At 72.7% G+C, this 12,692-nt stretch carries 14 protein-coding genes; 13 read left to right on the top strand and 1 reads right to left on the bottom strand.

What is annotated here, in order from left to right; all coding sequences use genetic code 11:
* Positions 1–236: 236 nt before the first annotated feature.
* From recG to mutM, 9 genes are all read left to right on the top strand, one after another.
* On the top strand, positions 237–2,444 hold the full coding sequence (gene recG, locus ACIRBX_RS37080) for an ATP-dependent DNA helicase RecG (protein WP_402304593.1): 2,208 nt from the start codon (positions 237–239) through the stop codon (positions 2,442–2,444).
* A gap of 142 nt (positions 2,445–2,586) precedes the next feature.
* Positions 2,587–3,093 carry a hypothetical protein gene (locus tag ACIRBX_RS37075; RefSeq protein ID WP_345285497.1) on the top strand — a complete coding sequence of 169 codons (507 nt, stop codon included), beginning with the start codon at positions 2,587–2,589 and terminating at the stop codon, positions 3,091–3,093.
* A gap of 126 nt (positions 3,094–3,219) precedes the next feature.
* A complete protein-coding gene (gene rsmD, locus ACIRBX_RS37070) occupies positions 3,220–3,819 on the top strand; it encodes a 16S rRNA (guanine(966)-N(2))-methyltransferase RsmD (protein ID WP_402304590.1) in 600 nt (199 codons plus the stop codon).
* A 35-nt stretch (positions 3,820–3,854) separates the two neighbouring features.
* Positions 3,855–4,340, top strand: coding sequence for a pantetheine-phosphate adenylyltransferase (gene coaD, locus ACIRBX_RS37065; protein ID WP_402304587.1), 486 nt, complete (start codon positions 3,855–3,857; stop codon positions 4,338–4,340).
* A 168-nt stretch (positions 4,341–4,508) separates the two neighbouring features.
* Complete coding sequence (locus tag ACIRBX_RS37060; RefSeq protein WP_402304586.1) at positions 4,509–5,639, top strand: cell division initiation protein; 1,131 nt, start codon at positions 4,509–4,511, stop codon at positions 5,637–5,639.
* A gap of 157 nt (positions 5,640–5,796) precedes the next feature.
* Entirely contained in the window at positions 5,797–6,441 is a 645-nt protein-coding gene (locus ACIRBX_RS37055) for a YceD family protein (RefSeq protein WP_402304584.1), read from the top strand.
* 2 nt (positions 6,442–6,443) lie between these two features.
* Entirely contained in the window at positions 6,444–6,617 is a 174-nt protein-coding gene (gene rpmF / locus ACIRBX_RS37050) for a 50S ribosomal protein L32 (protein ID WP_030056747.1), read from the top strand.
* A 20-nt stretch (positions 6,618–6,637) separates the two neighbouring features.
* Positions 6,638–7,414 (top strand): ribonuclease III, encoded by a 777-nt coding sequence (rnc, locus tag ACIRBX_RS37045; protein ID WP_402304583.1) that lies wholly within the window; start codon positions 6,638–6,640, stop codon positions 7,412–7,414.
* A gap of 27 nt (positions 7,415–7,441) precedes the next feature.
* The gene (mutM, locus tag ACIRBX_RS37040) at positions 7,442–8,296 is read left to right on the top strand and encodes a bifunctional DNA-formamidopyrimidine glycosylase/DNA-(apurinic or apyrimidinic site) lyase (RefSeq protein WP_402304580.1); all 855 of its coding nucleotides are present in this window, start codon (positions 7,442–7,444) and stop codon (positions 8,294–8,296) included.
* A 22-nt stretch (positions 8,297–8,318) separates the two neighbouring features.
* Here mutM and ACIRBX_RS37035 read toward each other — a convergent pair whose 3' ends face one another.
* Positions 8,319–9,242, bottom strand: a complete 924-nt coding sequence (locus ACIRBX_RS37035) for a hypothetical protein (RefSeq protein ID WP_402304578.1) — start codon at positions 9,240–9,242, stop codon at positions 8,319–8,321.
* A gap of 172 nt (positions 9,243–9,414) precedes the next feature.
* On the opposite strand from ACIRBX_RS37035, the gene ACIRBX_RS37030 reads away from it, so the two are divergent.
* From ACIRBX_RS37030 to ACIRBX_RS37015, 4 genes are all read left to right on the top strand, one after another.
* The gene (locus tag ACIRBX_RS37030) at positions 9,415–10,758 is read left to right on the top strand and encodes a hypothetical protein (RefSeq protein ID WP_402304575.1); all 1,344 of its coding nucleotides are present in this window, start codon (positions 9,415–9,417) and stop codon (positions 10,756–10,758) included.
* Positions 10,759–10,885: 127 nt separating this feature from the next.
* Positions 10,886–11,479 carry a hypothetical protein gene (locus tag ACIRBX_RS37025; protein ID WP_402304574.1) on the top strand — a complete coding sequence of 198 codons (594 nt, stop codon included), beginning with the start codon at positions 10,886–10,888 and terminating at the stop codon, positions 11,477–11,479.
* Between the two features lie 43 nt (positions 11,480–11,522).
* The gene (locus tag ACIRBX_RS37020; protein ID WP_402304573.1) at positions 11,523–11,810 is read left to right on the top strand and encodes an acylphosphatase; all 288 of its coding nucleotides are present in this window, start codon (positions 11,523–11,525) and stop codon (positions 11,808–11,810) included.
* Between the two features lie 461 nt (positions 11,811–12,271).
* Positions 12,272–12,475, top strand: coding sequence for a hypothetical protein (locus tag ACIRBX_RS37015; RefSeq protein WP_402304570.1), 204 nt, complete (start codon positions 12,272–12,274; stop codon positions 12,473–12,475).
* Positions 12,476–12,692: the final 217 nt, after the last annotated feature.

Raw genomic sequence — 12,692 nt, 5'->3', positions numbered from 1 at the left:
TCCGCCGCGTGGGCACGAGCCGGAAGGCGCCCCACCGGCCACTGACCCGCTGTCAGTCAGTTGCACCTGCTGCCTTCCCACCCCGCGCCCACGCGGCGGAGCCGCACATCAGCAGAGCCCCGCGCCCCTGGGCGCTGCAACCGGACGTCCCGCCTCGGGGTCACCCGGGCCGGACCTCGCCGTTCGCGGCGGACGGTGCGCGCCCGGTGTCGCTCCGGTGGTGTCCAATAGGGACAGTGGGCGCACTCGACGAATCCCTGACCAAGCTGGTCGGCGACCGCACCGCCAAGGTGCTGGCCGACAGCCTCAAGCTGCGCACGGTCGGCGACCTGCTGCACCACTTCCCGCGCAGGTACGTCGAACGGGGCCAGCTCACCAGCCTCGACGACCTGGAGGTCGACGAGCACGTCACCGTGCTGGCGCGGATCGAGAAGGTCACCCTGATCCCGTTCAAGGCCCGCAAGGGCGACCGCCTCGAAGTGGTGGTCACCGACGGCCGGGGCCGGCTCAGCCTGGTGTTCTTCAACCAGGGCTGGCGGCAGAAGGACCTGCGCCCCGGCAGCCAGGGGCTGTTCGCCGGGAAGGTCGGGGCCTTCAACGGCAAGCGCCAACTCGCCTCGCCGGACTACCAGCTGATCGACGGTGAGGAGGGTGGCGAGGCGGCCGGCCAGTTCGCCGGGCGGCTGATCCCGGTCTACCCGGCCAGCGCCCAGCTGCCCAGCTGGAAGCTCCAGCTCTGCGTCGAGCTGGCGCTCGACAAGCACCTGGCCGACGTCGGCGAGCCGCTCCCCGCCGAGCTGCGGGCCAAGCACGGCCTGATCCCGCTGCCCGAGGCGCTGGAGCTGATCCACCGCCCGCGCAACCAGGCCGAGAAGGAGCGGGCCCAGGAGCGGCTGCGCTGGGACGAGGCGTTCGTCCTCCAGGTCGCGCTGGCACAGCGCCGGGCGGCCGACTCCGCGCTGCCCGCGGTGGCCCGCCGCCCGTCCGCCGACGGGGTGCTGACGGCCTTCGACGCCCGGCTGCCGTTCACCCTGACGGAGGGTCAGCAGAAGGTGTCGGCGGAGATCTTCGCCGACCTGGCCACCGAGCACCCGATGCACCGGCTGCTCCAGGGCGAGGTCGGCTCCGGCAAGACCCTGGTCGCGCTGCGCGCCATGCTCGCGGTGGTGGACGCGGGCGGCCAGGCGGTGCTGCTGGCGCCGACCGAGGTGCTGGCCCAGCAGCACCACCGCTCGATCGTGGAGATGATGGGCGACCTGGCCGAGGGCGGCATGCTCGGCGGTTCGGACCTGGGCACCAAGGTGGTGCTGCTGACCGGCTCGATGGGCACCGCCGCGCGCCGCCAGGCGCTGCTGGACATGGTCAGCGGGGACGCCGGGATCGCCATCGGCACCCATGCGCTGATCGAGGACAAGGTGACCTTCCTGGACCTCGGCCTGGTGGTGGTGGACGAGCAGCACCGCTTCGGCGTCGAGCAGCGGGACGCGCTGCGGGCCAAGGGCAGCCGGCCGCCGCACCTGCTGGTGATGACGGCCACCCCGATCCCGCGCACGGTGGCGATGACGGTCTTCGGCGATCTGGAGACCTCGGTGCTGGACCAGCTGCCGGCCGGCCGCTCGCCGATCTCCACCCACGTGGTGCCCGCGCTGGAGAAGCCCAACTTCCTGGCCCGGGCCTGGGAGCGGGTCCGCGAGGAGGTCGGCAAGGGCCACCAGGCGTACGTGGTCTGCCCCCGGATCGGCGACGAGCCCGAGGACTCCCCGGCGAAGAAGAAGCGCAAGGCGGCCTCCGACGACCCGGAGGACCTCGGCGCCGCCAGTGACGAACGGCGGCCCCCGCTGGCCGTGGTGGAGACGGCGCAGATGCTGCTCAAGGGCCCGCTGGCCGGGCTGCGGGTGGAGATCCTGCACGGGCGGCTGGCGCCGGAGGCCAAGGACGACGTGATGCGGCGGTTCGCGGCGGGGGAGGTGGACGTGCTGGTCGCCACCACGGTGATCGAGGTGGGCGTCAACGTACCGAACTCCACCGTCATGGTGATCATGGACGCCGACCGGTTCGGCGTCTCCCAGCTGCACCAGCTGCGCGGCCGGGTCGGCCGGGGCTCGGCCGCCGGGCTCTGCCTGCTGGTCAGCGAGATGCCGGCCGGCTCCTCGGCCCGGGCCCGCCTCGACGCGGTGGCCGGCACCCTGGACGGCTTCGAGCTGTCCCGGATCGACCTGGAGCAGCGCCGCGAGGGCGACGTGCTCGGCCAGGCCCAGTCCGGGGTGAAGTCCTCGCTCAAGGTGCTCTCCGTGCTGGAGGACGAGGAGGTCATCGCCACCGCCCGCGAGGAGGCCACCCGGCTGGTCGCCGAGGACCCGGAGCTGACGGCCCATCCGGACCTGCGCACGGCACTGGAGAGCCTGCTCGACGAGGACCGCGCGGAGTACCTGGAGAAGGGCTGAAAGCGGAGCCCGATCGGCCGCAACTTCCCAGCTGGGAGCGGCTTTTGGGTCCCCGGAATTGTCAGTGGTGCACGGCAGAATGGGAGTTGTTCAGGGCGCACCCCCAAGGTGCGTACCTGGCACGACTCCTGGGGGTTCTGCCTTGGCATTCCGTCATCTGAACGAGCTTCCGCTGGGCGACAAGGTCTTCCGCATCGAGCTGGCGAGCGAGGACGACCGCGAAGTCACCCTGACCCTGACCGGCTGGCGTGAGGGGGCGGCGGCCAGCCCGCTCGCCTCGGGCAAGCTGCGCCTGCCGGTGGAGGAGGTGGCCAACCTGCGGATCGCGCTCAACCGGGCGCTCCGCGCGCTGGCCATCGTCGCCGACGTCTCCGAGCCCATCCCCGACCGCGACGTGCTGCGCGAGCTCTACCCCGGCCACGGCGCCCCCTGGGTGCCGCAGCACGAGGAGGAGCTGACCCGCCGGTTCCACGAGGGCGAGACGATCGCCCGGATCGCCGCCCGGTTCGGCCGTACGCCCGACTCCGTCCGCACCAAGCTCCGCGAGCTGGGCCACGACCCGCGCAAGCCCGAGTACTGCCCGCCGGACGGCTGCCTGTCCTGGTCCCGCTACGCCTCCCCGGCGATCGTGGGCGGCGAGGGCTCGTAATCCCCCGGGGTGCGGGGAGCCCGCCCGGTCGTCCGCCCACGGCGGCGGGCGGACGGCCGGGCGGCCCCCCGTGCCCCACTCGTGGTTAGGTGTGGGTGAGCCCGTACGAAAGGACCGCCGCACCCCATGACCCGCGTGATCGCCGGCACCGCCGGAGGCCGCCGCCTCGCCGTCCCGCCCGGCCGGACCACCCGGCCGACCTCGGACAAGGCCCGCGAGGCGATGTTCTCCACCCTCCAGGCCCTGCGCGGCACCCTGCACGGGGCCCGGATGCTCGACCTGTTCGGCGGATCGGGCGCGGTCGGCCTGGAGGCGCTGAGCCGGGGCGCCGCGCACGTGCTGCTGGTGGAGGCGGACGCCTCCGCCGCCCGGGTGATCCGGGAGAACGTGAGGACCATCGCGCTGCCGGGCGCCGAGGTCCGCGCGGACAAGGCCGAACGGGTGATCGCCGGTCAGGCCCCGCAGGTGCCGTACGACTTGGTCTTCCTGGACCCGCCGTACTCGGTCACGGATGACGAGGTCCGGGAGATGCTGATCACACTCCTGGCCGGGGGCTGGCTCGACGAGGAGGTACTCGTCACCGTGGAACGCAGCACCAGGGGCGGTGAGTTCGGCTGGCCCGAGGGGTTCGAGCCGGTCCGTTCGCGACGCTACGGCGAGGGCACCCTCTGGTACGGTCGCGCCGCCTCGGACTCCGGCGACGACGCCGACGGCGGAGCCCCGTAACCCCACCCACCCTGTCCCTCAAGGGAGTCCACGCCATGCGCCGAGCGGTCTGCCCGGGTTCGTTCGACCCGATCACCAACGGCCACCTCGACATCATCGAGCGGGCCTCCAAGCTCTACGACGTGGTGCACGTCGCGGTGCTGATCAACAAGAACAAGCAGGGCATGTTCACCGTGGAGGAGCGGATCGAGCTGATCCGGGAGACCACCGCGCACCTGGGCAACATCGAGATCGAGACCCACCTCGGCCTGCTGGTGGACTTCTGCCGGGAGCGCGGCATCCCGGCGATCATCAAGGGCCTGCGGGCGGTCAGCGACTTCGACTACGAGCTCCAGATGGCCCAGATGAACCACGGCCTGACCGGTGTCGAGACGCTCTTCGTGCCCACCTCGCCGACCTACAGCTTCCTCTCCTCCAGCCTGGTCAAGGAGGTCGCCTCGTACGGCGGCGACGTCTCCCACCTGCTGCCCGAGGGCGTCAACCGCCGGCTGGTCGCACGCATCGCCGAGCGGAACGCCTGAATCCGGACAGAGCTGGCGAACCGTCACATTCCCCTGGCGGATGCGCCGGCGGCGTTGTGAGCTGCGCCCGCTCTGGCCGTACAGTCTGTACTCCTGCCCGATGGCGATGCCGTGCCGTGGGGCGCTGCCTCCGCCGCAGTCCGGCGGCACACGGAAAGACGAAGCCCCGTGGACGTGCAGAACAGACTCGACGCGATCGTCTCGGCGGTGGAGAACGCCCGCTCGATGCCCATGTCGGCCTCCTGCGTGGTGAACCGGGCCGAGCTGGTCGGCCTGCTCCAGCAGCTCCGTGAGGCGCTGCCCGCCGAACTCGCCCAGGCCCAGTCGGTGATGGCCGACCACGAGCAGGTGGTGGCGGACGCCCAGGCGCAGGCCGACCAGATCATCCGTGGTGCCCACGACGAGCGCGGTTCGATCGTCTCCGACACCGAGGTGGTGATGCGGGCCCAGGCCGAGGCCGACCGCATCCTCGCCGAAGCCCGGACCGAGGTCGAGACCAAGCGCGCCGAGGCGGACGACTACGTCGACTCCAAGCTGGCCAACTTCGAGGTCGTGCTGACCAAGACCCTCGGCGCGGTCGGCCGCGGCCGGCAGAAGCTGCGCGGCGACGCCAGCGTCTTCGAGCAGCCCTTCGACGAGGAGGCCCAGGACGGCGAGGAGTTCCGCTCCCGGGTCAGCCCGAGCCCCGAGGTCGACGAGTACGTCGACGTGAAGCTCGCCACCCTGGAGACGGTGCTCAGCAAGACCCTGGAGGCCGTCGGCAAGGGCCGCGACAAGCTGCTCGGCAAGGCCCCGATCGACGAGCTGGGCGCCTACCTGGCCGCCGCCGACCAGGCCCAGCAGGCCAAGGACCGGGCCGAGGCGGTCGCGGCCGGCTTCGCCGAGGACGACGAGCAGCCCTGGTACAAGGCCGACGTCCCGCAGCAGCAGAGCTGGCCCGAGCCCACCCCGGCGGCGGCCGGCTGGCAGGCGCCGGAGGAGGCCCAGTACGGCAGCGGCCAGTACGCCGAGGTCTACGGTGGCGGGTACGACCCGGCCGGGCAGCAGCCCCAGCCGGACCCGTACGGCTACCCGCAGCAGCCGCAGCCCGGCTACCAGACCCAGGGCTTCGACCCCGCCTACGGCTACCAGCAGCCCGCCGCCTACCAGGAGCAGCAGCCGCAGCAGTACGACGCCTACGGCTACCCGCAGCAGCAGGTCCCGCAGCAGGTGTCGCAGCAGCAGGCGCTGGACGAGACCAGCTTCTTCGACACCAGCATGATCGACATGACCAGGCTGCGGGAGCTCGGCGGCCGGTGACACCGGGCGAAGTTGGGCCAGGCCGGAGTGTCCGGTAGTCTGACCACTCCGGCCCCTCCAGAGCTGGGCCCGTTCGGCTGCCTGGACGCCGCCGACCACGAACCGATTCATCCGCGCCGCGCAGGGATGCGTGCCGCCAGCAGGAAGTCAGGACACCTTGAACCGCCTCGACCACCGCGACCCGCTCGTGTTCGACACGCATGAGCTCGGCCGTCGCGCGGGCTCGCTGCGCAAGGTGTCCCGCACCCTGCCGGCGCCCGCCGACCTCGGCATCGAGGACGTCATCGGCGTCCCGGCCGGCAGCGACATCGAGCTGGACCTCCGGCTGGAGTCGGTGGTCGAGGGCGTGCTGGTGACCGGCACCGCCTCGGCCCACGTCGAGGGCGAGTGCGTGCGCTGCCTGGAGCCGGTGGAGGACGACCTGGAGGTCGACTTCCAGGAGCTGTACTACTACCCGGAGTCCGACGAGCGTCACCGCGCCCGGACCGCCGGGACGGACGACCTCGACGAGGAGTCCGAGGACGAGACTTACCGCCTGGAGGGCGACTTCTTCGACCTCCAGCCGGTGCTGCGTGACGCGGTGGTGCTCGCACTGCCGCTGCAGCCGGTGTGCCAGGAAGACTGCCTGGGCCTGTGCTCCGAATGCGGAGCGCGCCTGAGCGACGACCCGGCCCACCACCACGATGCCGCCGACCCCCGGTGGGCGGCTCTGCAGGGACTCTCCGCCGCCCCCGGCGACGAGGGTGACGGGATCAAGACCAGCGGTACCCGTGAGGGTCTCGCCGAGAACCAGGAGAAGTAGCCGTGGCTGTTCCGAAGCGGAAGATGTCGCGCAGCAACACGCGCCACCGTCGGTCCAACTGGAAGGCCGTCGTTCCGGCCCTCGTGGCGTGCGACCGCTGCCACGAGCCGAAGCTGGGCCACATCGCGTGCCCGAGCTGCGGCACGTACAACCGTCGCCAGGTCCTCTCGGTCTGATCGGCGGGGTGTACGGATCGATGTCGGAGAGCATTTCCCCCCGCAAGTCGGCTCCTGCCAACGGGAGCAAGGCCGGCGGTCCGGCTTCGACCGAATACGACGTCCTGGAAGGGCGCCTCGGGTACACGCTCGAGCGCGCCCTTCTGGTGCGTGCCCTCACGCACCGCAGCTTCGCCTACGAGAACGGCGGGCTGCCGACCAACGAGCGCCTCGAGTTCCTCGGTGACTCGGTGCTCGGGCTGGTCGTCACGGACACCCTCTACCGCCTCCACCCGGAGGTCGCCGAGGGCACCCTGGCCAAGCTGCGCGCCGCGGTGGTCAACTCCCGCGCGCTGGCCGAGGTCGGCCGGGGTCTGGAGCTCGGCACCTTCATCCGCCTGGGCAAGGGCGAGGAGGGCACCGGGGGCCGCGACAAGTCCTCGATCCTCGCGGACACCGTCGAGGCCGTGATCGGCGCCATCTACCTGGACCAGGGCCTGGACGCCGCCACCGACTTCGTCCACCGCCTGTTCGACCCGCTGATCGAGGAGTCCTCTCAGCTGGGCGCGGGCCTGGACTGGAAGACCAGCCTCCAGGAGCTCACCGCCACGGTGGGCATCGGAGTGCCGGAGTACGTGGTCGCCGAATCCGGCCCGGACCACGAGAAGACCTTCAGCGCGACCGCCCGGGTGGCCGGCGAGGACTTCGGGCAGGGCGTCGGCCGCTCGAAGAAGGAAGCCGAGCAGAAGGCCGCCGAGAGCGCGTGGCGGGCCATCAGGGCCAAGTACGCCGACCAGCTCAACCCCACCAGCAGCTGACCGTTCGTCACGTGTGAGGCGGCCCCCGTGCCCGAGCTCCCCGAAGTAGAGGTGGTCCGGCGCGGTCTGGCCCGCTGGGCCGCCGGCCGCACCGTGGCCGAGGCCGAGGTGCTGCACCCGCGCGCGGTCCGCCGCCAGCCCGGCGGGGCGGACGAGTTCGCCGCCCGGCTGACCGGCGCCACCCTGGGCGCGCCGCAGCGCCGGGGCAAGTACCTCTGGGTGCCGCTCGGCGGGGACCAGGCGCTGATCGGGCACCTCGGGATGAGCGGCCAACTCCTCGTCCAGGACCCGGTGGTGCCGGATGAGACGCACCTGCGGGTGCGGCTGCGGTTCACCGACGGCGGGCGCGAGCTGCGCTTCGTCGACCAGCGCACCTTCGGCGGCCTGGCGGTCGAGGAGGCCGAGCCGGGGGACCCGGAGTCCACCCCGCTCTCCATCGCGCACATCGCCCGGGACCCGCTGGACGAGCGCTTCGACGACGAGGCGTTCGTGACCTCGCTGCGGCTGAAGCGGACCACGGTGAAGCGGGCGCTGCTCGACCAGACGCTGATCAGCGGGGTCGGCAACATCTACGCCGACGAGTCGCTCTGGCGCTCCAAGCTGCACTACGAGCGGCCCACCGCCACCCTGACGCGCCCTCAGGTGCGGACCCTGCTCGGGCACGCCCGGGACGTGATGGGTGCGGCGCTGGCGGTCGGCGGCACCACCTTCGACAGCCTGTACGTGAACGTGAACGGCGAGAGCGGGTACTTCTCCCGGGAGCTGGACGCGTACGGCCGGGAGGGCGAGCCGTGCCGGCGGTGCGGGACGGCGATGCGGCGGGAGCCGTGGATGAACCGCTCCAGCTACTTCTGCCCGAAGTGCCAGCGCGCCCCGCGCTGAGGGCACGGGGCGCGGCGGCCGGTCAGGACCGCTGGGTGAGTTCGGGCTCGGCGGGCTGATCCTCGGTCAGGTCCTGCTCCCCCTGGCCGTAGTGGGCCACCCCGACGGCGCTGACCACGGCGAGGACGAAGCCGAAGGCGGCCAGCCAGCCGAGACCGGCCCGGGCCGAGTCACCGAGCCAGAGCACGCCGACCGCGCCGGGGATCACCGTCTCGCCGACCACCAGGGCGGCGGTGGCGCCGTTCACCGAGCCGATCTGCAGGGCCACGGTGTGCAGGTACATCCCGCCGATGCCGCCGACCAGGATCGCGTAGAGCGCCGGATCGGTGAGCAGCTTGACCAGGTCGAAGGGCTCGACCCCGTTCAGGATCCGGACGCCGACGCCGAGCGCGCCGAAGCCCAGGCCGGAGAGCAGGCCGGCCACGATCGCGCCACCGGCCCCCATCAGCCGGACCACCAGCGCGCCGATCACGATCACCGCGACGGTGACGCCCAGCAGCCACCAGTGGACGGCCATCTCGGCGTGGTGGCCGCCCTCCGGGCCGGCCGCCACCGCGAGCAGGATCAGCGCGGCGCAGAGCACGGCGATCGAGGCCCACTCGGGGCGCTTGAGCCGGATGCCGAGCAGCTTGATGGAGAGCACGGCGGTGATCACCAGGTTGGCGCTGATGACGGTCTGGGAGAGGAACAGCGGCAGCATCCGGGCGGCCAGTGCGCCGAGCCCGAAGCCGATCAGGTCGAGCACCGTGCCGAGGATGAACTCCCAGGTGACGGCGGCCTTGGCGGTGGAGGAGAGGTTCGGGCCGCCGTGCTCGGTGACACCTGCGGAGCGGCCCTTGGCGGCGGCCTCCTCGCGGGCGGAGCGGCGCGAGCCGACCGCCTGGAGTACCGAGCCGGTGCCGTAGCAGGCGGATGCCGCGACGGCGGTGACGAGGCCCAGGATCACCGGGTGCTCCGATCGTGGATGGTGCGGACGTACATGATCGGTGCTAACTATGCCGCGCCTGCCGGGCACCGGGGTCCACCGGCAGGAGGAGGGCGGGCCGGCCCGACCGGCGGGGGAGGGGGAGTGCCCCGGAGTAGGAGGTATGTCCGGTTGGTGGGGGTAGGTTCGGAGCATGAGGACCTTCGCGCTCCACCGACCGGGCCGCTCCCCGGCCGCCGCCGTGCTGGCCGGGCTGCTGGCCGCGTTCCTGCTGCTGACGGCCGGGCCCGCGGTGGCGGCCGGCGGGATCGAGGAGGCGGGCAAGGCGCTGAGACAGGGTCAGGTGTACGTCGATCCGGCGATGGCCGGGCGGTACCCGGAGGCCCGGGCGGCTGCGCTGGCCGAGCGGATCAGGGAGGCCGACAAGCCGGTCTTCGTCGCGGTGGTCCCGGCGAGCGACCAGTACCCGGCGCTGACCACGGCCAAGGACCTGCGGACCAGGGTCGGGATCACCGGCGTCTACGCGATCTGGCGGGGCGAGGAGTTCAAGGCCTTCTCGGACGGGGCGGCGCTGCCCGGCACGGCGGCGGCCTCGATGTCCGGGGCGGCCTTCCGGGCCCACCCCGGCGACGTGGCCGGCACCCTGGACGACTTCGTCGGGCAGGCGCTCGGCCAGGTGAAGGGCAAGGGCGTGGCCTCGTCCTCCTCCTCGGGCGGGGTCTCGGCGGCGGCGATCGTGGTCCCGGTGGCGCTGCTGGCGCTGGGCGGCGGCGGGGTCCTCCTGCTGCTGCGGCGCTCGAAGCGGCGGAAGGCGGAGCGGGCCCGGGCCGAGCTGGAGCAGCTGCGGGTGGTGGTGGACGAGGACATCACCGCCTTCGGCGAGGAGCTGGACCGGCTGGACTTCGTCCCCGGCGCCCCCGGTGCGGACGACGCCCAGCGGGCGGACTACGCGCACGCGCTGGACTGCTACGACCGGGCCAAGCAGCAGATGTCCGCGGCCGGCCACCCGGAGCAGGTCCGCCCGGTGACCGAGTCGCTGGCCGAGGGCCGGTTCGCGCTGGCCACCCTGACGGCCCGTCGGAAGGAGCTGCCGCTGCCGGACCGCCGGCCGCCGTGCTTCTTCGACCCCCGGCACGGCCCCTCGGTGAAGGACGCGGACTGGGCCCCGGCCGGGGCCGCCCGCCGCACCGTGCCGGTCTGCGCGGCCGACGCGGCCCGGCTGACGGCCGGTCAGGAACCGGAGATCCGGACGGTGGAGACGCCGCACGGCCGGGAGCCGTACTGGAACGCCGGCCCGGCCTACAGCCCGTGGGCCGGCGGGTACTTCGGCGGCGGGATGCTGCCAGCCCTGCTGGTGGGCACCATGCTCGGCTCGATGGTGGCCGCCCCGTCCACCGCCTGGGCGGACACCGGGGCGGCCGGCTCCGGCTGGGAGGGCGGCGACTCCTCCGGGGCCGACTTCAACCCCTCGGACTTCGGCGGGTTCGACGGCGGCGGCGGGGACTTCGGTGGTGGAGGGGACTTCGGGGGCTTCTGAGACGGGTGGTGCGAAGCCCCCTGCCCCGGGGCCAGCGGCTGGCCATCAGTACGATGATCAGCCAGAGCGGGGACAAGGGGCACCGCACCACGGGGGTGCCGGACACCCGGGTCGAGGAGGCCTTCGGATGAGCCGGTACACCGAGCCCCGCCCGCTGGGCGGCGACTCCTACCGCCCGCTGTTCGCCCCGCACCTGCAGCCGGGCGAGCGGATCCACGCGGTGGCCGAGGTCCGGCTGAGCGACCTGATCCGCCGGGTCCCGCGCAAGTACCGCCCCGGGGACGCGACCACGGGAGCGATGGCCGCCGTCGCGGCGCTGTCCGAGCTGGTGGCCGCCGTCGCGGAGCTGCTGATCGAGGCGGTCTTCGGCCTCGTCCGGGTGATCCGCCGGATCGCCCGGGGCCGCGGTCTGCAGGGCGGTTGGGAGAGTCAGGCCGGGCGGTTCGTGGTGATGGTGCGGCACGGCTACCGGGGAGCCCGGCCGATGGACAACGACCGGGTGTTCGCGGCCTTCACCGACCGCCGCATCCTGCTGGCCGACCACCTGGTCGGCGCGGGCCTGCGTCCGCTGGGCGACCTGCCGTACGGCCGGATCCGCCGGGTCGAGGACCGCACGGGCGGCATCTCCGACCGGGTGGACCTGCACTTCGCGGACGGCTCGCTGGCCGCGCTCTCGCAGACCCCGGACGAGGCCCGCGCCCTGGTGGCCCTGATCCGCTGACCGGTGGCGGGCCCGTCGCCGGGCATGGCCTAGGGTCGTGGCCATGCACAGCGACGAGCCCGTCCGCTGCACCGCCTGGGTGCGCGGCAAGGTCCAGGAGGTCGGCTTCCGCTGGTGGACCAGGGCTCGGGCGCTGGAGATCGGCGGCCTCACCGGCTACACCAGCAACCTCGGCGACGGCCGGGTCCAGGTGGTCGCCCAGGGCGCGCGGCCGGACTGCGAGCGCCTGCTGGAACTCCTGCGCGGTCCGGGCACGCCGGGGCGGGTCAGCGGCGTCACCGAGATATGGGGCGGCGCCCCCGGCCGCTACCAGGGCTTCGAACTGCGCTGAGCGCTGCCGGGCGCCGGGGAGCACGGGGAGCGCCGGCCGGCACCCGGGGGGTGCACGGAGGAGACCGGTGTGACAACGAGGTGACACCGTGTCGCGACTGCCGGTGTCAGGCGGTTGCCTTCTGGGCAGACTCGTGGTTGACTCCGCAGCGAGCAGTGATCCATATCGCCACGATGGGTCGCCCGCCCGACCGCACGGCGTGTCCACCTCCGCCGCGCAGGTGACAGGGCCGCGGTAGCGTGCGGTGATCGTGTTGACCCGTACCGTCTTTGGTGAGACGCTGAAAGCCCGCGCACCAATATGCGTTCTCCCGGCAGGGTCATGCCGTCGTGAGCCCAGCTCACACGGCTCTCCCGTAGTGCCCAGCCAGCACTGCCGGGCCGCGGACGGGTGCGTGACACCCCTTCCCCCAAGACCTGTACCGAAACGGTTCGGTCACTCAGCGTGGAGGACCACTCATCATGGCAAAGGCGCTTCTCGGGTACGTCGGCGGCCCCGACCCGCGAATGCTCACCGAGGTGCGACGGCTTCAGCAGCGCGTCCAGGACCTGCAGTCCGAGCTCATCCGGATGCAGGCCGAGAACGACGCACTCACCGCCGTCGTGGACGAGCACTCGCTGCTCAGCAGCATCGAGCTGGACCAGCGGGAGCCCGTGCTCACCTGATCCTGACCCGATCGCCAGAGTTCGACGCTGCTGCGCACGAGATCCCCGACGGGGTCGCAGCTACAAGAGGGACGCCGAGACGGCGTCCCTTCGTCGTTCCCGAAACCTTTTGCCGAGGAGATTGCCCGGCTCCGGCGTGGTCAAACCACCGCCTGGCCGTCCCCCGACAGGACGGCCGGATACAGTCGGCATCCGGGAGGTGAACCCCGGACGGCGG

The sequence above is a fragment of the Kitasatospora sp. NPDC096147 genome (genome assembly GCF_044763225.1).
In the GTDB taxonomy this organism is placed as follows: Bacteria; Actinomycetota; Actinomycetes; order Streptomycetales; family Streptomycetaceae; genus Kitasatospora.
Note: the sequence above shows the minus strand (reverse complement) of the source record. Positions and strands in the feature narration are given on the sequence as shown.